Source organism: Streptomyces sp. NPDC001410 (genome assembly GCF_042895235.1).
Lineage (GTDB): Bacteria > Actinomycetota > Actinomycetes > Streptomycetales > Streptomycetaceae > Streptomyces.
Window position 1 is genome coordinate 194,362 of the sequence record NZ_JBIAWE010000006.1, and the last position, 21,660, is coordinate 216,021.

At 71.6% G+C, this 21,660-nt stretch carries 20 protein-coding genes; 13 read left to right on the plus strand and 7 right to left on the minus strand.

The annotated features are described in order from the left end of the window. Positions 1-8 precede the first annotated feature (8 nt). Positions 9-2,735, plus strand: coding sequence for a DNA polymerase I (gene polA / locus ACFY3C_RS14785; protein ID WP_390770989.1), 2,727 nt, complete (start codon positions 9-11; stop codon positions 2,733-2,735). A gap of 275 nt (positions 2,736-3,010) precedes the next feature. Further along, positions 3,011-3,418 carry a hypothetical protein gene (locus ACFY3C_RS14790; protein WP_390770990.1) on the plus strand — a complete coding sequence of 136 codons (408 nt, stop codon included), beginning with the start codon at positions 3,011-3,013 and terminating at the stop codon, positions 3,416-3,418. Here ACFY3C_RS14790 and ACFY3C_RS14795 read toward each other — a convergent pair. After that, the gene (locus tag ACFY3C_RS14795) at positions 3,336-4,193 is read right to left on the minus strand and encodes a DUF4184 family protein (protein ID WP_390770991.1); all 858 of its coding nucleotides are present in this window, start codon (positions 4,191-4,193) and stop codon (positions 3,336-3,338) included. The two genes, ACFY3C_RS14790 and ACFY3C_RS14795, sit on opposite strands and share 83 nt — an antisense overlap. A gap of 318 nt (positions 4,194-4,511) precedes the next feature. On the opposite strand from ACFY3C_RS14795, the gene ACFY3C_RS14800 reads away from it, so the two are divergent. The 3 genes from ACFY3C_RS14800 (at position 4,512) to ACFY3C_RS14810 (ending at position 7,513) form a co-directional block, all read left to right on the plus strand. Continuing rightward, positions 4,512-6,203, plus strand: a complete 1,692-nt coding sequence (locus ACFY3C_RS14800; RefSeq protein WP_386574162.1) for a lytic transglycosylase domain-containing protein — start codon at positions 4,512-4,514, stop codon at positions 6,201-6,203. 155 nt (positions 6,204-6,358) lie between these two features. Then, positions 6,359-6,493: an SPW_0924 family protein gene (locus tag ACFY3C_RS14805; protein ID WP_390770992.1), complete on the plus strand. Its 135-nt coding sequence runs from the start codon at positions 6,359-6,361 to the stop codon at positions 6,491-6,493. 27 nt (positions 6,494-6,520) lie between these two features. Further along, positions 6,521-7,513, plus strand: coding sequence for a DUF3068 domain-containing protein (locus ACFY3C_RS14810; protein ID WP_390770993.1), 993 nt, complete (start codon positions 6,521-6,523; stop codon positions 7,511-7,513). Here ACFY3C_RS14810 and hrpB read toward each other — a convergent pair. Beyond that, on the minus strand, positions 7,503-10,028 hold the full coding sequence (gene hrpB / locus ACFY3C_RS14815; protein ID WP_390770994.1) for an ATP-dependent helicase HrpB: 2,526 nt from the start codon (positions 10,026-10,028) through the stop codon (positions 7,503-7,505). The genes ACFY3C_RS14810 and hrpB overlap by 11 nt on opposite strands. Positions 10,029-10,098: 70 nt before the next feature. Then, positions 10,099-11,067 (minus strand): class I SAM-dependent methyltransferase, encoded by a 969-nt coding sequence (locus ACFY3C_RS14820; RefSeq protein WP_390770995.1) that lies wholly within the window; start codon positions 11,065-11,067, stop codon positions 10,099-10,101. A 227-nt stretch (positions 11,068-11,294) separates the two neighbouring features. Between ACFY3C_RS14820 and rpsA the strand changes: the two genes are divergently transcribed. Further along, positions 11,295-12,785, plus strand: coding sequence for a 30S ribosomal protein S1 (rpsA, locus tag ACFY3C_RS14825; RefSeq protein ID WP_097255253.1), 1,491 nt, complete (start codon positions 11,295-11,297; stop codon positions 12,783-12,785). A gap of 140 nt (positions 12,786-12,925) precedes the next feature. On the opposite strand, the gene ACFY3C_RS14830 is transcribed toward rpsA, so the two are convergent. Next, positions 12,926-13,885 carry a nitrous oxide reductase family maturation protein NosD gene (locus ACFY3C_RS14830; protein ID WP_390770996.1) on the minus strand — a complete coding sequence of 320 codons (960 nt, stop codon included), beginning with the start codon at positions 13,883-13,885 and terminating at the stop codon, positions 12,926-12,928. A gap of 221 nt (positions 13,886-14,106) precedes the next feature. Here ACFY3C_RS14830 and ACFY3C_RS14835 point away from each other — a divergent pair, with 221 nt between their 5' ends. The 3 genes from ACFY3C_RS14835 to ACFY3C_RS14845 all read left to right on the plus strand — a co-directional run bounded on the left by ACFY3C_RS14835 (position 14,107) and on the right by ACFY3C_RS14845 (position 16,200). Beyond that, positions 14,107-15,045, plus strand: a complete 939-nt coding sequence (locus tag ACFY3C_RS14835; protein WP_390770997.1) for a PAC2 family protein — start codon at positions 14,107-14,109, stop codon at positions 15,043-15,045. Between the two features lie 77 nt (positions 15,046-15,122). Beyond that, positions 15,123-15,770: a dephospho-CoA kinase gene (coaE, locus tag ACFY3C_RS14840; protein WP_386574156.1), complete on the plus strand. Its 648-nt coding sequence runs from the start codon at positions 15,123-15,125 to the stop codon at positions 15,768-15,770. Between the two features lie 49 nt (positions 15,771-15,819). Beyond that, a complete protein-coding gene (locus ACFY3C_RS14845) occupies positions 15,820-16,200 on the plus strand; it encodes a tetratricopeptide repeat protein (RefSeq protein ID WP_390770998.1) in 381 nt (126 codons plus the stop codon). Between the two features lie 194 nt (positions 16,201-16,394). Here the strand turns inward: ACFY3C_RS14845 and ACFY3C_RS14850 are convergent, their stop codons facing one another. Further along, positions 16,395-16,709 (minus strand): DUF6343 family protein, encoded by a 315-nt coding sequence (locus ACFY3C_RS14850; protein ID WP_390770999.1) that lies wholly within the window; start codon positions 16,707-16,709, stop codon positions 16,395-16,397. Positions 16,710-16,786: 77 nt separating this feature from the next. Between ACFY3C_RS14850 and ACFY3C_RS14855 the strand changes: the two genes are divergently transcribed. The 3 genes from ACFY3C_RS14855 (at position 16,787) to ACFY3C_RS14865 (ending at position 19,005) form a co-directional block, all read left to right on the plus strand. Further along, positions 16,787-17,713 (plus strand): acyltransferase domain-containing protein, encoded by a 927-nt coding sequence (locus ACFY3C_RS14855; protein WP_390771000.1) that lies wholly within the window; start codon positions 16,787-16,789, stop codon positions 17,711-17,713. Positions 17,714-17,787: 74 nt separating this feature from the next. Continuing rightward, the gene (locus ACFY3C_RS14860; RefSeq protein WP_390771143.1) at positions 17,788-18,468 is read left to right on the plus strand and encodes a class I SAM-dependent methyltransferase; all 681 of its coding nucleotides are present in this window, start codon (positions 17,788-17,790) and stop codon (positions 18,466-18,468) included. Between the two features lie 75 nt (positions 18,469-18,543). Next, positions 18,544-19,005, plus strand: a complete 462-nt coding sequence (locus ACFY3C_RS14865) for a DoxX family protein (RefSeq protein ID WP_390771001.1) — start codon at positions 18,544-18,546, stop codon at positions 19,003-19,005. 133 nt (positions 19,006-19,138) lie between these two features. Here ACFY3C_RS14865 and ACFY3C_RS14870 read toward each other — a convergent pair whose 3' ends face one another. Further along, complete coding sequence (locus ACFY3C_RS14870; RefSeq protein WP_390771002.1) at positions 19,139-19,813, minus strand: RNA-binding S4 domain-containing protein; 675 nt, start codon at positions 19,811-19,813, stop codon at positions 19,139-19,141. Between the two features lie 293 nt (positions 19,814-20,106). On the opposite strand from ACFY3C_RS14870, the gene ACFY3C_RS14875 reads away from it, so the two are divergent. Next, complete coding sequence (locus ACFY3C_RS14875; protein WP_390771003.1) at positions 20,107-20,802, plus strand: uracil-DNA glycosylase; 696 nt, start codon at positions 20,107-20,109, stop codon at positions 20,800-20,802. A 7-nt stretch (positions 20,803-20,809) separates the two neighbouring features. On the opposite strand, the gene ACFY3C_RS14880 is transcribed toward ACFY3C_RS14875, so the two are convergent. Beyond that, positions 20,810-21,484, minus strand: coding sequence for a GntR family transcriptional regulator (locus ACFY3C_RS14880; RefSeq protein WP_390771004.1), 675 nt, complete (start codon positions 21,482-21,484; stop codon positions 20,810-20,812). Positions 21,485-21,660 lie beyond the last annotated feature (176 nt).

A 21,660-nucleotide genomic window follows, 5' to 3' on the forward strand; every position in this document is an offset into this window, starting at 1 on the left:
TCGGGGGCGTGGCAGAGACAGCATCGAAGAAGACCGACAAGAACCCCGGCGGCACCCGTCCCCGGCTGATGCTCATGGACGGGCACTCGCTGGCCTACCGCGCGTTCTTCGCGCTGCCCGCGGAGAACTTCACGACCGCGACGGGCCAGCCGACGAACGCGATCTACGGCTTCGCGTCGATGCTGGCCAACACCCTGCGTGACGAGGCCCCCACGCACTTCGCGGTGGCCTTCGACGTCTCCCGCAAGACCTGGCGCTCCGAGCAGTTCACCGAGTACAAGGCGAACCGCTCCAAGACCCCGGACGAGTTCAAGGGCCAGGTCGAGCTGATCGGCGAGCTGCTCGACGCCATGCACGCGCCGCGCTTCGCCGTCGAGGGCTTCGAGGCCGACGACATCATCGCCACCCTCGCCACCCAGGCCGAGGCCGAGGGCTTCGAGGTGCTGATCGTCACCGGCGACCGCGACTCCTTCCAGCTGGTCACCGAGAACACGACCGTGTTGTACCCGACGAAGGGTGTCTCGGAGCTGACCCGCTTCACCCCGGAGAAGGTCTTCGAGAAGTACGGGTTGACGCCCGCCCAGTACCCCGACTTCGCGGCCCTGCGCGGCGACCCGTCGGACAACCTCCCCGGCATCCCCGGGGTCGGCGAGAAGACCGCCGCGAAGTGGATCAACCAGTTCGGCTCGTTCGCGGAGCTGGTCGAGCGCGTCGAAGAGGTCAAGGGCAAGGCCGGGCAGAACCTCCGCGACCACCTGGAGGCGGTCAAGCTCAACCGCCGCCTCACCGAGCTGGAGCGCCAGGTCGAGCTGCCGAAGACGGTCACCGACCTGGAGCGGGGCCCGTACGACCGCAAGACCGTCGCGATGGTCCTGGACACCCTGGAGATCCGCAACCCCTCCCTGCGCGAGCGTCTCTTCGCCGTCGACCCGGGCACCGAGGAGGCCGAGACCACCCCGGTCGCGGCGGACGGCGTGGAACTGGACGGCAAGATCCTCGGCGTCGGCGAGCTGGCCCCCTGGCTGGCCGAGCACGGTACAGGGACCCTCGGCGTCGCCATGGTCGGCACCTGGGCCCTGGGCACCGGCTCGGTCGCCGAGATCGCCCTGGCAGCGGCCGGGGGAGCGGCCGCCTGGTTCGACCCCGCCGAGCTGGACGAGACCGACGAGAACGCGTTCGCGGCCTGGCTGGCCGACGCCGGCCGCGCCAAGGTGTTCCACAACGCCAAGGGCGCGATGCGCGTCTTCGCCGAGCACGGCTGGAGCGTCGAGGGCGTCGCCATGGACACCGCCCTCGCCGCCTACCTGGTCAAGCCGGGCCGCCGCTCCTTCGACCTGGACGCGCTGTCCCTGGAGTACCTGCACCGCGAGCTGGCCCCCGCCGCCGCGGCCGACGGCCAGCTGGCCTTCGGTGCGGACGACGGCGCCGAGGCCGAGGCGCTGATGATCCAGGCCCGCGCCGTCCTCGACCTGGGTGAGGCCTTCGAGGCCCGCCTCCAGGAGGTCGGTGCCGCCGACCTCCTGAGGGACATGGAGCTGCCTACCTCCGCCCTGCTCGCCCGTATGGAGCGTCACGGCATCGCCGCCGACCGCGCGCACCTGGAGGCGATGGAGCAGATGTTCGCGGGTGCCGTGCAGCAGGCCGTGAAGGAGGCGCACGCGGCCGCCGGCCACGAGTTCAACCTGGGCTCCCCCAAGCAGCTTCAGGAAGTCCTCTTCGGCGAGCTGGCCCTGCCCAGGACGAAGAAGACCAAGACCGGCTACACCACCGACGCCGACGCCCTCGCCTGGCTCGCCGGCCAGACCGACAACGAACTGCCGGTGATCATGCTCCGGCACCGCGAGCAGGCGAAGCTGCGCGTCACGGTCGAGGGCCTGATCAAGACCGTCGCCGGCGACGGCCGTATCCACACCACCTTCAACCAGACGGTGGCCGCGACCGGCCGGCTGTCCTCCACGGACCCGAACCTGCAGAACATCCCGGTCCGCACCGACGAGGGCCGGGCGATCCGCCGCGGCTTCGTGGTGGGCGAGGGCTTCGAGTCCCTGATGACCGCCGACTACAGCCAGATCGAGCTGCGCGTGATGGCCCACCTGTCCGAGGACGAGGGCCTGATCGAGGCGTTCACCTCCGGCGAGGACCTGCACACCACGGTCGCCTCCCAGGTCTTCTCGGTCGAGCGGGACGCGGTGGACGCGGAGATGCGCCGCAAGATCAAGGCCATGTCGTACGGCCTGGCGTACGGTCTCTCCGCCTTCGGCCTCTCCCAGCAGCTGAACATCGAGGCGGGCGAGGCGCGCGCCCTGATGGACACCTACTTCGAGCGCTTCGGCGGCGTCCGGGACTATCTGCGCCGGGCGGTCGACGAGGCGCGGGCGACGGGCTACACGGCGACGCTCTTCGGGCGCCGCCGCTACCTCCCCGACCTCAACAGCGACAACCGCCAGCGCCGCGAGGCGGCCGAGCGCATGGCCCTGAACGCGCCGATCCAGGGCACGGCGGCCGACATCGTCAAGATCGCCATGCTCAACGTCGACCGGGCCCTGCGCGAGGCGGACCTCAAGTCCCGCATGCTCCTCCAGGTCCACGACGAAATCGTCCTGGAGATCGCCCCCGGCGAGCGCAGGGCCACCGAGGAGATCGTCCGCCACGAGATGGCGAACGCGGTCCACCTGAGGGCCCCGCTCGACGTCTCGGTGGGCGTGGGCCCGGACTGGGAGTCGGCGGCGCACTAGTCTTCGGCGATTCAGCGGAGGGGCGTTTTCAGCCAAGGGCTGGACAACGCCCCTCCGTCGCCCGACGGTCGCTTCTTCCACGCCGGACGCCAAAATCTTCTCCGCCGCAACGGCGATCAGCCTCCACGGCGCACCCCGGCGGTGCCGAACCCACCGCACCCCCCACGGCCATCCCACCCACCCGCACCAGTCCCGGCCGAGCCCCCGGAGGGCGTTTCACTCACGTGGCCCCCGCCAAAACGCCCCCCGAGCCCCGCAGCCGCAACACTGCGAGCATGGGTATACGCATGCTCCACCGCCGGACGCCCGAGGTGCAGGGCGCCACCCCGGCCCCGGCGGACACCGCCTCGGACCGGGCCACGCCCGCCTCGCCGGTCCCTGCCCTCGCGGCCGACGCAAGCACCGCCCGCATCCCCGCCGACCTGGCCACGACCGTACGCAGCGCCGCGGCGGACCTCCGGCGCCGACTGGCCGCCCGCACCCGCCACGCCCCCGACCGGCACGCCTGGCCCGATCTCGCCCGCGGCTACCTCGCGCTGCTGCTCACCCTGATCCCGAGAGCGCGGCCCCGGCGCACCCTCACCGTGTTCGTGGCCCCCGTCATCGAGCGGCCGACCGGTCCCGGTGGACACCGGCCGCCGCTGCGGGACCGCCCGGAACCGGGGCCGGGCGCCACACCCTGACCCCGGCCGCGTACACCAGCACCCCGAGGACCAGCCCGGAGCCCACACCGAAGCACAGGGTGGGCACCAGGTCCCAGGGCTGCGCGTTCGCACCCCAGTACTCCCACCACCGCGTCGCCCGCTGCACCGCTCCCACCAGGGCACAGCCGCCGAGCACGGCGGCCGCCCACCAGCGGTCCCGTACGGACAGGGCGGGCACCCCCACCGGCTCGCCGGCCGGCGTCCGCCGCAGCGCGCGTACCAGGAACCCGGCGATCACCACGGCGGCCACCGCGGACGTGCCGTACTGCAGCCACGAGTAGAGCGGCATGCCCGCCAGGCCCCGCCCGAGGGCCGGAACCAGCCGGGACCCCCACCGGTCGTGATGCGTGAACGCGTCCCACACGACATGCGTCAGCGCGCCGAGCACCGCGGAGACGTACCACCACAGCACCGATACGGCCCGCACGCGCCCGCGCGCCGCACCGCAGCGCAGCAGAGCGGCCGGCCGCCCCTGTCGGGCCCGGGGCAGCAGGGCCACCAGCGGTTCCCGGACGAGCAGCCACAGCCCCACCAGCGCCCAGGAGATGGGCACGTCGACGCCGGCCACACCGGCGAAGGAGTGCGTGACCGCACCGAACTCCATTCCGCCCGGCAGGACGCTCGCGGCGTAGTAGGTCATGTCGGGCGCGAAGGAGCCCGCGACGAGCACCGAGGGCACCAGCCGGCCCCGGCCGCCGCCGTCCCGGCGGATGGCGGGCAGCACGGCCGCCGCATGGCTGAGCGTGAACGGCAACAGAGCCCCCTGGAGCGGTCGTCGGCCGTGGCACCGGAACCGGTGATCATGCCCGTCCAGTATGCGTGAGTGCCGTTCGACACCCGCCACACCAACGGAAGTTGGCCAACCGGTGAAAAACGGGCGCGAACCCGTGCCCGCTTCAAGGAAGCTGTCGTAGGGTCACCTGGGTCGCAGTGCCGGGCGCACGTTCGAACGTACGTCACGCGGATGGAAAGACGGAACAGGGGCAACCAGAGCACCGGGTCAACCGTCAGACCAGAGCGAGGCACACGGACGGAGACGGACGCATGGGCGTCCATAGGAGGGGTTCACTCTATGGCGGCGCACATCGGCAGGCGGCTGCGCAAGGGAGCGGCGACCACCGCCGTGGCCGCGGCAGCGGTCGCGGCTCTGTCCGCGTCCCAGGCTCCGGGAGCCCCCGGCGAGGACCACGGCAGACAGGCCGCGGCCGGCGCCAGCGCCCCGGTACCGGACGTGGCCGCCGACGGCAACGCCACCGGCAACTCGCCGTACTACACGGACCTGCCGCCGCTCAACAGCCCCAACCCCAGCCCGTCGTCCACCATCGGCACGCCCGTCTCCCGGGGCCCGGCCGAGGCCGGTATCCCCGCGACGGTCCTCGACGCCTACAAGAAGGCCGAGGCCGAGCTGCGCACCTCCAAGCCGGGCTGCAACCTGCCCTGGCAACTCCTGGCCGCCATCGGCAAGGTCGAGTCGGGCCACGCCCGCGGCGGCCGCGTCGACGCCGACGGCACCACGCTGAGCCCGATCCTCGGCCCGCAGCTCGACGGCAACGGCTTCGCGCTCATCAAGGACACCGACCACGGCGAGTACGACGGCAACAGCGCCTACGACCAGGCCGTCGGCCCGATGCAGTTCATCCCGTCCACCTGGGCCTGGGCCGGCCGCGACGGCAACGGCGACGGCAAGGCGGACCCCAACAACGTCTACGACGCCGCACTCGCCGCGGGCCACTACCTGTGCCGCAACGACTGGGACCTGTCCGGCGACGCCGGCCTGCACAGCGCGATCCTCAGCTACAACAACTCGCAGGACTACCTGAACCTGGTCCTGAGCTGGCTGGAGTACTACCGCAAGGGCAGCCACTCCGTGCCCGACGGCTCCGGCGGCGTGCCCTCCCACCGCAGCGACGACGGCTCGAAGCACACCACGAAGCCCTCCGACCCGCCGAAGACCAAGCCGGGCAAGCCCGGCGGCGACAAGGGGAACCACGACCCGAAGCCGCCGACACCGCCGAAGCCGCCCACCCCCTCCGACACCGTGGACCACCTGGAGGACGCGAGCACCGGCACCGCGAAGCTCACCGCGATGGCCGGCGACACGTTCGCCCAGCGGATCAGCACCCGTGCCGAGACCAAGGCCGGGTCGGCCGTCGGCAAGGTCCGGATCCGGTTCACCATCACCGGCGACACCGACGCCACCTTCGCCGGCGGCGAGACCGTGGCCACGATCGCCACCGACGCCAAGGGCGTGGCCCTGGCACCGGTGCTGGAGGCGGGCGAGAAGACGGGCACCTTCAAGATCACCACCGCTGTCGTCGGCCACCAGGCCAAGGGCGTCGACTACACGGCCACCGTCACCGCACGCGCCGCCGACACCCTCGCCCGCACCAGCGACACCCCGCTGACCTGCACCCCGGGCGGCGAGTTCGCCGACCAGGTCCAGGTGAAGGCGACGTACAAGGGCACCGTCGCCGACAAGGTCGTGGCCACCGCCACCCTGATCAAGTCGGCCGACGACGCCACCGAGAACGACAAGGGCCCCTACTTCAAGGACGCCGACGGCAAGGCCGTACGCACCCTCACCGGCCTCCAGACGGACGGCAAGGGCCTGCTCACGCTGCCGAAGCTGTACGCGGACGACGTCACCGGCACCTTCCTGCTCCGCATCACCACCACCGGCGGCGCGACCCTCACCGTCGAGCTGAACGTCGCCGCGGCCGACGCCTCGACCAGCCCCTCGCCGAGCCCGTCCGCCACCTCCTGACGGTACGGACTCAACTCAGGGCAACAGGGCGCCTCTTCCGCCACGGCGGAGGGGGCGCCCTTGTCCGTGTGCGCGACGTGTTCTCATCTCGCGCGCGCGTTGCTACGGTGCCGCACCTGACGAACCATCAGGAACCGTCCGCCGGGAGGCCCCGCATGCGCGCCCTGATCGCCGCCGCGACCGGTCTCGCCCTCGCGCTCGCCCTGGTCCTCGCGATCACCGCCGTGGGCGCGCCGACGGGCCGGACGTCCCCCAAACCGCTGCTGACGACGGTGCCTTCGCACCCTTAGCAGCGCCCGTCCGGGAGGGAGGCCGGAATGCGCCGCAAGGCAAGCCTGGTCCTGCTCGCCTGTGCCGTGTTCTTCGCGGCGCTGTCCCCACTGCTGCGCTGGTACGCCTTCCCGCGCCTGGCCAGGATCCCCGCGAACCAGTACCAGGACATGGTCCTGGAGGCCAAGGACGCGACCCTCCTCGACTACGGCTCCATGCGCGCGAAGAAGGTCTCCAAGGTGACCATCGTGCAGACCCTCAAGGGCAACGTGGAGGCCGCCGAGCGCATCGAGAAGACCGCCGGGCGGCCCGTCGTCGTCTGGGACGGGCTGTCCTACCTCGAGGGCCCCGACGGCAAGATGATCTCCAGGATCCCGGAGCGCTACATCTTCGACGCCCACAGCCAGGATCCCGTCCACGCCACCGGCGAGTCGGTCGACGGCGACCCGGTCAAGCGGGACGGCATCGAGTTCAAGTGGCCCTTCCTGACCCAGAAGCGCGACTACGAGTACTTCGACGCGCAGACCCGCACCACCAGCCCCATCCACTACAAGGGCACCCTGACCTTCCGCGGCCTGAAGGTCTACTACTTCGAACAGACCATCCCCTGGACCAAGGTCGCCATGCCCAAGACCATGCCGGTCCAGGGCATCACCCCCGAGTCGGTGGCCAAGACCGGCACCACCCGCTGGTACAGCACGGTCCGGAAGTTCTGGGTCGAGCCCGTCACCGGAGCGCCCGTCTACGGCGAGGAGCTCCACAAGGAGGAGCTGCGCGGCGGCACCCTGCTCGGCGGTCGCGCCAAGGTGACGGCGTTCGCCGGGGACGTGAAGATGCGCGAGGACTACATCGAGCACACCGTCGCCCTGGTCGAGCACAACCGCACCCTGGTCCTGCTGATGACCTCCTACCTGCCCTGGGGCTTCCTGAGCCTCGGCCTGCTGCTCCTCGCGCTCTCCCTCTACCTGGAGGCACGCGGCCGCCGCCCCGAGGACCCGGCACCCGCACAGGCGACGGAACCCGAACCGGTCAGCGCCTGAGCCGCGCGTTGGTGTGCCGGGTGGGCTCGGCGGTCGCCGGGTCCTCGGGCCACGGATGCTTCGGATAGCGCCCGCGCAGCTCAGCGCGCACGCCCTTGTAGCCGTCCTTCCAGAAGGAGGCGAGGTCGGCCGTGACGGCGGCGGGCCGTCCGGCGGGGGAGAGGAGATGGACGAGCACCGGCACCCCGGCCACCGCCGGGGTCTCCTGCAACCCGAACATCTCCTGCAGCTTCACCGCGAGGACGGGCCGCTCCGGGTCCCCGTAGTCGATCCGGATTCTGGACCCACTGGGTACGGCGATCCGCTCGGGCGCCAGCTCGTCCAGCCGGGCGGCCTCCCCGCTCGCCCAGGGCAGCAGCCGCGCGAGCGCCTGTCCGGCGTCGATCCGCCCGAGATCGGGCCGCCTCCGGGCCCGGCCCAGCTCCGGCTCCAACCACTCGTCCACGCGCGCGTGCAGCGCTTCGTCCGACACGTCCGGCCACGGCTCCCCGAGGTGCGCACGCAGAAACGTCAGCCGCTGCCTCAGCACCTCCGCCTCCGGGGACCACCGCAACAGCCCGAACCCCTCCTGCCGGAGCCCTTCGAGGAGAGCACCGCGCACAAGCCCGGGATCGACGTCCTTCAGGGGCCGTACGGCCAACTCGATGGCCCCGAGCCGTTCGACACGCCGGGCCACGACATCCCCGTCGGCCCAGTGCACCTCGTCCCGCTCCTCCAGCAGCGCCCCGGCCGCCGCCCGCGCCACGTCCTCGTGCACGCCGGCTCCGAGCCGCACGCGCGCGTGCCCCTTTCCACCGGGCCGGTCGGCGACGGCGACGACGATCCAGGGTGCGCCGCGCAGCGCCGACCCTTCGGACAGCTCGGCCCGGGTCCCGGAGGCCATCAGATACGAACCGCCGTCGAGCTTGGCGACCCGCTCGGGGAAGGCCAGGGCGGCGACGAGGCCGGCGATCCTGTCGTCACCGGTGCCGGGTCCGGCCTGGACGTCCACGTGTGACGGACGGTCATGGGCGACCGGGTGGGAAAACTCCTCCGACACGGTCTGCAGCCGCCGTACTTCACGAGTCCACCGCCCCCCATAGGCGTCACCCCCACGCCGAGCACGCCGCAACGCACCCGCAAGATCATCTCCGTAGTCCCGAGGCACCTCTTCGGAAAGCAGAGCGACAACCGAGGCACCCCCACCGGACGTGTCCAGCAAAGCCCGCCCCAGCCGAGGGTGAACCCCCAGCCGCCCCAGCCGCACACCGACCTCGGTGGCCCGACCGACGGAGTCCACCGCCCCCACTGCCGTCAGCGTGGAGCGCGCCGCAGCCATGGCCCCACCCGGCGGCGGATCCAGCAACACCAGTCCGGTGGCGTCCGGATCGCCCCAACAGGCCGCCTGGAGGGCGAACGCGGTCAGGTCGGCCACCTTGATCTCCGGCGCCGGAAAAGCCGGCAGACGGACGTCCTCCGCCTCCGTCCAGCACCGGTACACCACACCCGCCGCCTCACGTCCGGCCCGCCCCGCCCGCTGCCGCCCGGCCGCCCGCGACGCCCGTACCGTCGCCAGCCCGCTCAACCCGCGCGCGTGGTCCACGCGCGGCTCCCGCGCCAGCCCCGAGTCGACCACCACCCGCACCCCGGGCACCGTCAGCGACGACTCCGCCACGGACGTGGCCAGCACCACCCGGCGCCGCTCCCCGGGGGCCAGCACCGCGTCCTGCACGGCCGCCGGCGCCCGCCCGTGCACCTGCAGCACCTCGACCTCACCCGGATGGCCCAGCTGCCCGGCCACACGCGCGATCTCGCCCACGCCCGGCAGGAAACACAGCACGTCCCCCTCCCGCTCGGCCAGCGCCCGCCGCACCACCGACGCCACATGCCCCAGCAGCGCCGGATCGACCCACATGCCGTGCGGCGGCCGTACCGCACGCGCGGGCGGCGCCCAGACGACGTCCACGGGATGCGAGACCCCCTCGGCCTGCACCACCGGGGCATCGCCGAGCAGCCGCGCCCAGCCCTGTGCGTCCGTGGTCGCCGACGCGGCCACCAGCCGCAGCTCCGGCCGCAGCGTCTGCCGTACGTCCCACAGGAAGGCGGCCACCGTGTCGGCGTCCAGATGCCGCTCGTGGCACTCGTCGAGCACCACCACGTCGACGCCGGCCAGCTCCGGATCCCGTTGCAGCCGCTGCAACAGCACACCGGTCGTCACGACCTCCACACGCGCGCGGCGCCCCACGACCCGCTCGCCGCGCACCGTGAAGCCGACGCTCTCGCCGGGCTTCTCGCCCAGCAGCCACGCCATCCGCCGGGCCGCCGCCCGCGCCGCGATCCGCCGCGGCTCGGCCACCACGACCCGCCGCGCCGGACCGCCGCCGACCAGCCCCGCCAGCACGAGCGGCACCAGCGTCGTCTTGCCGGTGCCGGGCGGCGCCACGAGCACGGCGGTGCCCTGCCCCTCCAGGGCGTCGTTCAGGGCGGGCAGGGCGGCATGGACGGGCAGCGCGTCCAGGGCGTCGTAACGGATCACGCCCCTAGTGTCGTACGGCGCCGAAAACGCCCCGCACGCGTGCGTGCGGGGCGTCGGTGAGCGAGGTTGCTCAGTCCCGTTCGCAGACGAAGATCGCCGTACCCGGGATCAGGTTCCCGCGCAGGGGAGACCAGCCGCCCCACTCCGCGGTGTTCCAGGCCGGCCACTCCGGCTCCACCAGGTCCACGAGCCGGAAGCCCGAGGCCGCGATGTCCCGGACCCGGTCGCCGAGCGTCCTGTGGTGCTCGACGTACACCGCGCGGCCCTCCTCGTCCTGCTCCACGTAGGGCGTGCGGTCGAAGTAGGACGCGGACACCGACAGGCCCTCGGGACCGGGCTCGTCCGGGAAGGCCCAGCGGATCGGATGGGTCACCGAGAAGACGAACCGGCCACCCGGGCGCAGTACCCGCCGCACCTCGCGCAGCACGAGGCGCGGGTCGGCCACGAACGGCAGCGCCCCGTACGCGGAGCACGCCAGGTCGAAGGAGCCGTCCGCGAAGGGCAGCGCGCCGGCGTCGGCGCAGATCAGGGGAAACGATCCGCCGATGCGCAGGGCGTGCTGGAGCTGACGGTGCGAGAGGTCCAGGGCCACCGGGTGGGCGCCCTGGGCGGCCAGCCAGCGCGCGCACTGCGCCGCGCCCGCGCCTATCTCCAGAACCTTCTTGCCCTTCAGGTCCTCCGGGGCGCCGAGCAGCTCGGCCTCCACCTCGTCCAGGCCCTCCGGGCCCCAGACGAAGCGGTCGTCGCCGAGGAACGTGCCGTGCTCGCCCTGGTACTCGTCGGCGTTGCGGTCCCACCAGCCGCGGTTGGCCCGGGTGCTCTCCGCGACCCCCGCGTCACGTCGGGTGGCTTCCGGCTCGAACCCCTCAGGGTCGAGCGCTTCGGACTCTTGGATGATCGGCTCCCTCGTCGTACTCTTCCGTGCAACCCGCCCGGGCGAGTGCGTCACAGAAGGGGTCCCACGGCCCTGCGTGGCCTCCTGGGACCTTTCTTGTGCCGGGTATGCGGTGAACCGCCCCGGGTGTGCGCCTTCGCGCATTGACCATGTCCGGCTGCCCCCGTATGCTACAAGTTGCGCTGCGGGCCTGCGCACCTCAGACGTAGCAGGCTGCGCTCGCATCTGTTGTATGTCCCCTCGGTTGTCGAGGCGCCATCACCAGTTACTGGTGAGGCGCTTCCTTGGCTGTCCGGCTTCTTCAGAGCGATACGGGCTCCCGGCGTAGCAGTACCTACGACTTCAATGTCCGTACCGGAGCCCTTTCCCACATGACGAGCAGCACCGAGACCACCGCCACCACCCCGCAGGTTGCGGTCAACGACATCGGTAACGAGGAAGCCTTCCTCGCCGCGATCGACGAGACGATCAAGTACTTCAACGACGGCGACATCGTCGACGGCGTCATCGTGAAGGTCGACCGGGACGAGGTCCTGCTCGACATCGGTTACAAGACCGAAGGTGTCATCCCGAGCCGCGAGCTCTCGATCAAGCACGACGTCGACCCGAACGAGGTCGTGGCCGTCGGCGACGAGATCGAGGCCCTGGTCCTCCAGAAGGAGGACAAGGAAGGCCGCCTGATCCTCTCGAAGAAGCGCGCCCAGTACGAGCGTGCCTGGGGCACCATCGAGAAGATCAAGGAAGAGGACGGCATCGTCACCGGTACCGTCATCGAGGTCGTCAAGGGTGGTCTCATCCTCGACATCGGCCTCCGTGGCTTCCTCCCGGCCTCCCTGGTCGAGATGCGCCGCGTTCGCGACCTCCAGCCGTACGTCGGCAAGGAGCTCGAGGCCAAGATCATCGAGCTGGACAAGAACCGCAACAACGTGGTCCTGTCCCGCCGTGCCTGGCTCGAGCAGACCCAGTCCGAGGTCCGCCAGACGTTCCTCACGACCCTCCAGAAGGGTCAGGTCCGCTCCGGCGTCGTCTCCTCGATCGTCAACTTCGGTGCCTTCGTGGACCTGGGTGGCGTCGACGGTCTGGTCCACGTCTCCGAGCTGTCCTGGAAGCACATCGACCACCCGTCCGAGGTTGTCGAGGTCGGCCAGGAGGTCACCGTCGAGGTTCTCGACGTCGACATGGACCGCGAGCGCGTCTCCCTGTCGCTGAAGGCGACCCAGGAAGACCCGTGGCAGCAGTTCGCCCGGACCCACCAGATCGGTCAGGTCGTCCCGGGTAAGGTCACCAAGCTGGTTCCGTTCGGTGCGTTCGTCCGCGTGGACGAGGGCATCGAGGGTCTGGTCCACATCTCCGAGCTGGCCGAGCGCCACGTGGAGATCCCGGAGCAGGTCGTCCAGGTCAACGACGAGATCTTCGTCAAGGTCATCGACATCGACCTCGAGCGTCGTCGCATCAGCCTCTCGCTGAAGCAGGCCAACGAGTCCTTCGGTGCCGACCCGGCCTCGGTCGAGTTCGACCCGACCCTGTACGGCATGGCCGCGTCCTACGACGACCAGGGCAACTACATCTACCCCGAGGGCTTCGACCCCGAGACCAACGACTGGCTCGAGGGTTACGAGAAGCAGCGCGAGGAGTGGGAGCGCCAGTACGCCGAGGCGCAGTCCCGCTTCGAGCAGCACCAGCAGCAGGTCATCAAGTCCCGCGAGGCCGACGCCGCTGCTGCGGCCGAGGGTGGCGAGGCTGCGGCTCCGGCCGCGACCGGCGGTTCGTACTCCTCCGAGGGCGCGGACACCTCTGGTGCCCTGGCCTCGGACGAGGCGCTGGCCGCGCTTCGCGAGAAGCTGGCCGGTGGCCAGAGCTGAACGCTGCCGCTGAGGCTTAGCCGATAGTTTTGAGGGCCCGTACCTTTCGAGGTGCGGGCCCTCAGACCTTTTTTGGGGGACCGCGGGTTATCGGTTGAGCGCCGGCCGTCTGTGGCTGGTCGCGCAGTTCCCCGCGCCCCTTAGGGCGTCACCTGGACGTTGGTCAGCCCCTTGCCGCCCGTCACCGCGTTCGTGCCGTAGACCGTTGTCCTGCAGCTCGTGCTGTAGTTCGTCACGTTGATCGCCAGCTGGGTCGAGCCGGTGGCGCCGGTCAAAGTCGACTTGTTGTTCTTGAAGACCGTGCCACAGCCCCAGCCGGACTGCTGGGTGTGGGTCTGGTAGCCGTCATTGCTGGTGTTCCGGCCGGTGTTGTCCTGGACGAGGACGTTGTCACCCTTCACGTCGACCCAGGAGTCGTCGTAGTTGGCGCCGGTCAGCCCGCTGCCGTCGAACGTGTTGCCGACGATCTGCGCGCCCGTCGTGCCCTCCTTGATGTCGACGTTCTCGCCGCCGACGTCGGGGCCGATCGTGTTGTTGAGGATCTGGATGCGGTCGCTCTTGTCGGAGAGCGTGTTCGCGGTCCCCACGTAGACGCCCTCGCCCATGCCCCGGCCGTCGTTCCCGGTGTCGTAGATCCTCGAGTTCCTGATCACGCCGTCGGTGCTGGACTTGCGGAAGTGCACGCCCTCCATGTCGAGCCCGTGCACGGTGACGCCGTCCACCACCACACCCTTGGCCGAGTCGATCACGATGCCCTTCTGGCCGCCGGTCACGGTCAGCCCGCTGACCGTCCAGTAGGACGCGCCGTTCAGGTGCAGGCCGTAGCCGCCGCTCGCGGTGAGTACGGCCCTGGGGGAGCCGGTGAGGGTGATGCGGGCCGTGGCGCCGGCCGGTGAGGTCGCCTTGAAGTTGCCGGTGTACGTGCCGTCCGCGAGATGGATCGTGTCGCCCGGCTTCGCACTGCTGAGCGCGGTCTTGAGCTGGGCCGCGGTGCCGACCTCGATGGTCGGGGCGGCCGGGGCCGGGCTCGCGGAGAGGAGCAGGCCACCGGTGGCGGTGGTCGCGGCGAGCAGGGAGGTGAGCAGCGTGCGCGTGCGCATGGGGGGTGCCTTCCTGTCGTACGGACACGGATCTCATACAGGTCACAGATCTCATACATGAACGCTGTGTGTGAATGTGAACTCCGGTCTTCGTGAAGGTACGGACCAGTTGACGGGGCGTCAAGGTGTGTGGAGCGGGGCGCCTGATCAGCGGCCCGACGCGGGAATGCCCACGCCCCAGGGGACGTTGTCGAAGAGGAACACGAGGAGGAGCGGTCACAGTGCTTGATCCGCAGGGTTTGTACGCATGGGAGCCGAAGGGCCTGGCCGTCGTCGACATGGCGCTCGCCCAGGAGTCGGCCGGACTTGTCATGCTCTACCACTTCGACGGATACATCGACGCGGGTGAGACCGGCGACCAGATCGTCGACCGGCTCCTCGACTCACTGCCCCACCAGGTCGTGGCTCGCTTCGACCACGACCGGCTCGTGGACTACCGGGCCCGCCGCCCGCTGCTGACCTTCAAGCGGGACAGCTGGACCGACTACGAGGTGCCCGCCATCGAGGTCCACCTCGTCCAGGACGCCACCGGCGCCCCCTTCCTGCTGCTGTCCGGGCCCGAACCGGACGTGGAGTGGGAGCGGTTCGCGGCCGCCGTACGGCAGATCGCGGAGCGGCTCGGCGTCCGCCTGTCCGTGAACTTCCACGGCATCCCCATGGGCGTCCCGCACACCCGCCCCGTGGGCCTCACCCCACATGGCAACCGCACCGACCTGGTCCCGGGCCACCGCAGCCCCTTCGAGGAGGCCCAGGTACCCGGCAGCGCCGAGTCGCTGCTGGAGTACCGCCTCATGGAGGCCGGACACGACGTCCTCGGTGTCGCCGCGCACGTCCCGCACTACATCGCCCGCTCGCCGTACCCGGACGCCGCGCTGACCGTCCTGGAGGCCGTCACCGCAGCCACAGGGCTGGTGCTGTCGGGCATTGCGCACTCCCTGCGCACGGAGGCGCACCGCACGCAGACCGAGATCGACCGGCAGATCCAGGAGGGCGACGAGGAGCTGACCTCGCTCGTCCAGGGCCTGGAGCACCAGTACGACGCGGCCGCGGGCGCCGAGACCCGGGGCAACATGCTTGCCGAGCCGGTCGAGATTCCGTCCGCCGACGAGATCGGGCGGGAGTTCGAGCGGTTCCTGGCGGAGCGCGAGGGCGAGAGCTAGGCACGGTCGGGCCCGGCCCGGCCGCGGGGTCGACGCCGGGGGTCGCCCTGTCAGCGGCAGGGCCTAAGCTTCCGCTCATGCTGAAAGTGGGCCTGACCGGCGGCATCGGTGCCGGCAAGAGCGAGGTGTCGCGGCTGCTCGTGGAGCACGGGGCCGTGCTGATCGACGCCGACCGCATCGCGCGCGAGGTCGTGGCGCCCGGGACGCCCGGGCTCGCGGCCGTGGTGGAGGCCTTCGGCGAGGGGATCCTCGCCTCGGACGGCAGCCTGGACCGGCCCGGACTCGGCTCCATCGTCTTCGCCGATCCCGAGAAGCTGGCAGTCCTCAACTCGATCGTGCATCCCCTGGTGGGCGCCCGCTCCCTCGAACTGGAGAGCGCTGCGGCCGAGGACGCCGTCGTGATCCACGACGTGCCGCTCCTCACCGAGAACGGCCTGGCGCCGCTGTACGACCTGGTGGTCGTCGTCGACGCGAGCCCCGAGACCCAGCTCGACCGGCTCGTCCGGCTGCGCGGGATGGCCGAGGACGACGCACGCGCGCGTATGGCCGCGCAGGCCACTCGTGAGCAGCGCCGGGAGATCGCGGACATCGTGATCGACAACGACGTACCCCTGGACGCGCTGCGCAAGCGCGTGGCGGAGGTCTGGGACGACCTCGTGCGCCGGGCGCGCGAGCCGCGTGCGGCATCCGGGGGCGGGGGGCCGCGCGGCGGTGGTGCGGAATAGCCGTTCGCGTCGGGGCGTTGAACCGCCGCAGTGAGGGAAGGACTTTGCCGTGCCCGAGACCAGCGGTTCGACCGGACGTACTCCGGAGACGCATGTCATAGACTTCCGCGCCGCCGAGCACCTGCTCAATGCGCGGGATCCGCGGGGTGCGGTGAAGCTGCTGGACGGAGTCATCGCCGCACATCCCGAGAACACCGCGGCCCGGCTGCTGCGTGCGCGTGCCTTCTTCGCGGCCGCGCAACTTCGACCCGCCGAACTCGAGTTCACCATCGTGCTGGAGCGGGAGCCGGACAACGCGTTCGCGCACTTCGCGCTCGCCCGCACCTACGAACGCCAGGGCCGCGCCGACCAGGCCAAGCGTCACTTCCGGCTGGCCGCGGCGCTCGACCCCAACCCGGAGTACGTGAAGGCGGCCGGCTTCGAGTCCTGACCACCGGCGGGGCCGCGGCGGGAATTCCGTGCTGACGGGTCCGTGCCGGGGCGCGTCGGGGACTCCGTGCTGACGCGTTCGTGCTGGGTCCGCGCCGGGCGCGCGCTGAGGAGTCCGCGCTGACGGATCCGCGCCGAGAAGGCCGTGCCCGACGGGTCCGTGCTGGGGCGCGCCGATGAGTCCGCAGGCCGCCGTCACGGGTGCCGGGGCCGATGCGGGCGCGTGTAGGGCCGGCTGCTCGGCCGCGGGTAGGGCGGGTCCACCGGCTGGTACGGCGGTACGTCCCGGCCCGGCTGGTAGTGCGGGCCCTGCCGGATGTGCCTGAGGATCATGGTCATGTCGACGGTGGCCACCAGCCACAGCACCCCGCAGGCGGCCGCCCAGCCGGGGCGTCCGACGAGCGCGAACACCGCGGTGCCGAAGATCGCCCAGACCAGCCCCCACACGCTCAGCCAGAAGCGCGCTCGCAGCGCACTGCGCGCGGTCACCGGCTCACTGCCCGTACGCATCGGATCACCACTCCTCCTTGCAACGTACTCTTCGTCGGGGACGTTCATCAACGACGTTCGCCGAAGGGGGATGCGCCGTGCTGCCGGACGCCGACGACCTGCCCGAAGTGCTCCTCGACCTGGCCGTCCCGCACGAGGAGATCAACGAACTGGTCGCGCTGCGCCGCACGGTGACGGGCGACCCGGGCACGCGGCGCCTCCTCGAACAGGGCGTCGAGGAGCTGCTCCGGGACCCCGGCGAGACGGGCCGCGCACCCGACCTGGCCGAGCTGCTCGCATCCGCTCCGCCCGCGCTGCACGGCACCCTCGCCGTGTACGTCTTCGTCGCCGCGCTCCCGTACACCCTCGCCCACCACCGGGAACGCGGCATCCCGGCCGAGATCTCCCGGCGCACCCTGGCCGACCTGGGCCGTCACCTGGCCGTGCACCGCAGACGGCACGGCAGGGCCGGGGTGCAGTCGCCGCGCTGGCTCGCCCATCACTTCCGCGGGGAGCTGTACCAGCTGGGGCGGCTGCAGTTCGAGCGGGCGCGACTCGGGCAGCACACCGTGCCGGTGATCGCGGCGGCCGGTCTGGACGCGGCTCCCGGCACACCCTGCCTGAACCTGCACATACCCGACTTCCACGGCCCGCTGACGCCGTCCGCCTGCGGCCGTTCCCTGGCGCAGGCCCGGGAGTTCTTCGCCCTGCACTTCCCCGAGGAGCACCCCGAGGCCGTGCTGTGCCATTCCTGGCTGCTCGACCCCCAGCTGAAGCGGTACCTGCCCGCACAGTCCAACATCGTCCGCTTCCAGGAACGCTTCCGCATCGCCCGTGGGGACACGGAACCGGCCGACACCGAGCCCGTCCAGTTCGTCTTCGGGGACCCGGACCTGCCGGTCGCCCAGCTGCCGCGGCGCACGTCCGTGGAGCGGGCGGTCGGCGACCATCTGCGGGCCGGAGGGCACTGGTACATCGGGCACGGCTGGTTTCCGCTCCAGGAGTTCCCGCTGCGCGGTGAATGACTCGAAGGAGTGAACCGGGGCTGGGCGGGAACGGGCGTGCGGAGGCTGCCCGTTGTTCGGGCATGACAGTCGAAATGCGTGAGGGATACGACGGAACCGGACCCGGTGCGATCACTCCGGACGGCTGCGCGGTCGAGTTGTACACGCGGCTGCCGGTGGGGGACGAGCCGGACGTCATCGCCGCGGCGGTGCCCGCAGGGGCGCACATCCTGGAATTGGGCAGCGGAGTGGGCCGGATGACCCACCCCTTGCTGGAGCGCGGCTTCACGGTCACGGCGGTGGACGAGTCCGCCGAGATGCTCGCCCACGTCCGCGGGGCGCGCACGATATGCGCCCCGATCGAGAAGCTGGACGTGGACGAGAGATTCGACGTGGTGATGCTCGCGTCGTTCCTCGTGCACAGCGGTGACGTCGAGGTGAGGCGGGGCATGCTGCGCGCCTGCGCCCGGCATGTGGCGGAGGGCGGCTGCGTGCTCATCCAGCGGGAGGGCGCGGACTACCACACGAACGTGCCGAGGGAGCGGGACGATCCGAGCGGTCTCACCGTGCGGATCGCGTCGTCGGAGCCGGTCGGCGACGGGGTGAACTCGGTGCGCGCCGAGTACGTGTTCCCGGACGCGGTCTGGACCCAGACGTTCCTGGCCCGGCCCCTGACGAAAGAGCAGTTCGAGGAGGCGCTGGCCGAGGCGGGACTGGAGGTGGACGCCTATCTGACTCCCGACGGGATGTGGGTCAGGGCCGTACCGGCCGCGTAGGAGCGATGAGTTTTCGGACTGCGGGCGGTCTACCTCGGTGACAGCAATCGGGACCGCCTCACCCGGGAGACCCCCATGTCCGAGACCACCGCCCCCGCCACTTCCGCCACTTCCGCTCCTTCCGCCGCTGCCGTGACCACGCGCGGTCGCCTCGCCCGGATCGCCCTGCGCACGGTGCAGGTGCTGCTCGCCCTCTTCTACGGCATCGCGAGCGCCCTGCCCAAGCTGATCGCGCACCCGTCGGCCGTCGAGTCCTTCGACAAGATGGGCTGGGGCGGTGTGGGCATGTACACCATCGGCGCGCTCGAACTGGCCGGCGCGATCGCGCTGTTGGTGCCGGTGCTGCAGTCGGTGGCGGCGATCGCGCTGAGCGCGCTGATGGTGGGTGCGTTCGTCGTCCAGCTCACGGTCTTCGACGGTCAGTACGCGGCGACCCCGCTGATCCTGATCGTGCCGCTCGTCCTGATCGCCTGGTCCCGGCGCGGGCACAACGCGGACCTGCTGCGGCTGCTGCAGCGGACGGGCCGACGGGCGTGACCCGTGCCGGACAGCGCAGGTGACGTCGGCCGGGGCACGGGGGCCTGGCCAGCGTCACCGTGTGCGGACACAGTCACTGGTGTGCCGGGAAGGTGCGCTGGGACATGGGGATGATGCACACGCGGGCGGTGACTCACCGACCTCGGGGCCGCCCGCCCCTCCCGTCCCGCCCGCCGGGCCCTTGCGCCCTGTCCGACCCGCCTGACCCGCCCGGGCCACCCATCCCGCTCGGTCCGCTCTGTCCGCCTGGCCCACTCGGCCCGCCGAGTCCAGCCATGCCGCCCAGCCCGCGCAGTCGTTCCATCTCGCGGCGGTCCCGCTTGGTGGGGCGGCCGGCACCGCGGTCGCGGAGGCCGGCGGGGGCCACGACCTCGCGGGGCGGGGGAGGAGGGGAGTTGTCGATGTAGCACTGGGCGGCCACCGGGGCGCCGACGCGCTTGCGGATCAGCCGCTTGACGATCACGACCCGCTCCCGGCCCTCGTTCCGCAGGCGCACCTCGTCGCCGACGCGCACGGAGTAGGCGGGCTTCACCCGCTCGCCGTTGACGTGGACGTGCCCGCCACGGCAGGCGGTGGCGCCCAGCGAGCGGGTCTTGATCAGGCGGACGGCCCAGATCCAGCTGTCGATCCGTACGGTCTCGCCGCTCGCCGGCCCGGCGGCCTCGGCGGCAGCCACCGCGGCGGCGGTCTTCGGGTCGACCGGCTGGGCACCGGCGGCTCCAGAACCCTCGGCGCCCTGGGCGGGGGCCGCGTCGCCCGTTCCGCCGGAGTCACGCTGCACGTTCTCGTCCGCATCCTCGGAAGCCATGTCCTGACCTTAACCCGGTGGGCTGGGCGACCCGGAGGCGTTTTCCGGGGAGCGCCCGTCTCCAGGGGAGTGCCGAAGCGCGCCACCTGAACCCGGCGGGCCGGGCGAGTCGGGGCGCTCTGCGAGCCGGGCCCAGTGGGTGCCGAAGGACGCCGGCCCCCGAGACCTCGTGGGCCGGGAAGCTCCCGTCACCTGATGGCCTGCCCCCCGGCTGGCGGCCCCACCCGGGATGCTCGGCCTTCACGTGCCGGGCGAGCTGCAGGCGCTGTCCGCACCAGGCATACGGTGGCCGTATGGACGACAGCTGTGCCCTCGCTCGGCTCGACCGGCGCGTCGCGGAGTGCCGGGCCTGTCCGCGGCTGGTCGAGTGGCGGGAAGAGGTGGCTCGGACCAAGCGGGCCGCGTTCGCCGACTGGACCTACTGGGGGCGGCCGGTGCCCGGCTTCGGGCCGGCCGACGCCCGCCTCGTGATCATCGGGCTGGCCCCCGCCGCGCACGGGGGCAACCGCACGGGGCGCATGTTCACCGGGGACCGCTCGGGAGATGTGCTGTACCAGGCGCTGTATGACGTGGGGCTCGCCTCGCAGCCCACCTCCGTGCGTGCCGACGACGGCCTGGATCTGTACGGCGTGCGCGTCACCGCGCCCGTGCACTGCGCCCCGCCCGCCAACAAGCCCACCCCCGAGGAACGCGACACCTGCCGCCCCTGGCTGGTTCAGGAGCTGAAGCTGCTGCGCCCGACGCTCAGGGCCGCCGTGGTGCTCGGCGCCTTCGGCTGGCAGGCGGCGCTGCCCGCGTTCGACGAGGCGGGCTGGCCCGTGCCCCGGCCCCGCCCGGTCTTCGGCCACGGCACCCGGGTCGCCCTCGGCGGACTGGACGTCTTCGGCTGTTTCCATGTCAGCCAGCGCAACACCTTCACCGGCCGGCTCACCCCCGAGATGCTGCGCGAGGTGCTGCGCACGGCGGCCGACGCGGCCGGGCTGCCGTAGTGAAGTCTCAGCCGGCTTCGTCGGGCTCGGTTCCGAACAGGTGCCGTACCGTCGAGCGGTAGTTGGCGCGGACGTGGCCGAGTGCGTGGGCACGGGCCCGGTCCGGGTCACCGGAGGCGATGGCCTCGTACAACTCGCGGTGTTCGTCGAGGAGTTGGGGCCACTCCTCGTTCTGCCGGGTGAGCCAGCGCAGCCGGCCGTCGACCGGCTCCATGACGGAGATCAGCAGGCTGTTGCCGGCCATGGCCAGGATGCGGTCGTGGAAGCGGGTGTTGATGTCCGTGATCGCCTCGCCGTCCCCCTCCTTCGTCGCCGTCGCGGCCTCGGTCAGCAGCCCCCGCAGCTCCGCCAGCGCCTCGGGCGTCACCCGTGCCGCGGCCAGTCCCGCCGCGTACACCTCCAACGCCTCGCGCAGCTCGAAGAGTTCCTTCACGTCGGTCGGGGTCAGCCTGCGTACGACCGTACGGCGTGCCGACTCGAACAGGACGAAACCCTCGGCGACCAGGGCGCGGATCGCCTCCCGCACCGGCACCCGCGAGACGCCGAACCGTTCGGCCAGCTCCCGCTCGACGAGCCGTTCGCCGGGCCCGAGACGCCCCGCGATGATGTCCTGCCGCAGGGTCGCGAGGACCCGTTCGCGCACCGCGCCCAGGGGTTCGGTCTTCGTCGTGGTGGGGCTCATGGGGCCATCTTCGCCGACCCGGCGGTGCTTTTACGGAGAAGTAACAGCGATGACATCGGTCCGAACGCTTGACGGCGGGACCATGAGGCAGTTTGGTATACCAAACGAATCGCTCGGCACCCCCCACGGTCCGGTACTCCGGACAAACAGCCGTCCTCCTCCGTCCCCTCGCCCAT

Coding starts and splice junctions, on each gene's coding strand:
- coaE (WP_386574156.1), top strand. CDS start 15,123: ATGCTGAAAGTGGGCCTGACCGGCGGCATCGGTGCCGGCAAGAGCGAG.
- ACFY3C_RS14830 (WP_390770996.1), bottom strand. CDS start 13,885: ATGCGCACGCGCACGCTGCTCACCTCCCTGCTCGCCGCGACCACCGCC.
- ACFY3C_RS14875 (WP_390771003.1), top strand. CDS start 20,107: ATGGACGACAGCTGTGCCCTCGCTCGGCTCGACCGGCGCGTCGCGGAG.
- ACFY3C_RS14850 (WP_390770999.1), bottom strand. CDS start 16,709: ATGCGTACGGGCAGTGAGCCGGTGACCGCGCGCAGTGCGCTGCGAGCG.
- rpsA (WP_097255253.1), top strand. CDS start 11,295: ATGACGAGCAGCACCGAGACCACCGCCACCACCCCGCAGGTTGCGGTC.
- ACFY3C_RS14805 (WP_390770992.1), top strand. CDS start 6,359: ATGCGCGCCCTGATCGCCGCCGCGACCGGTCTCGCCCTCGCGCTCGCC.
- ACFY3C_RS14860 (WP_390771143.1), top strand. CDS start 17,788: ATGCGTGAGGGATACGACGGAACCGGACCCGGTGCGATCACTCCGGAC.
- ACFY3C_RS14800 (WP_386574162.1), top strand. CDS start 4,512: ATGGCGGCGCACATCGGCAGGCGGCTGCGCAAGGGAGCGGCGACCACC.
- ACFY3C_RS14810 (WP_390770993.1), top strand. CDS start 6,521: ATGCGCCGCAAGGCAAGCCTGGTCCTGCTCGCCTGTGCCGTGTTCTTC.
- ACFY3C_RS14865 (WP_390771001.1), top strand. CDS start 18,544: ATGTCCGAGACCACCGCCCCCGCCACTTCCGCCACTTCCGCTCCTTCC.
- ACFY3C_RS14870 (WP_390771002.1), bottom strand. CDS start 19,813: ATGGCTTCCGAGGATGCGGACGAGAACGTGCAGCGTGACTCCGGCGGA.
- ACFY3C_RS14790 (WP_390770990.1), top strand. CDS start 3,011: ATGGGTATACGCATGCTCCACCGCCGGACGCCCGAGGTGCAGGGCGCC.
- ACFY3C_RS14820 (WP_390770995.1), bottom strand. CDS start 11,067: ATGCGCGAAGGCGCACACCCGGGGCGGTTCACCGCATACCCGGCACAA.
- ACFY3C_RS14880 (WP_390771004.1), bottom strand. CDS start 21,484: ATGAGCCCCACCACGACGAAGACCGAACCCCTGGGCGCGGTGCGCGAA.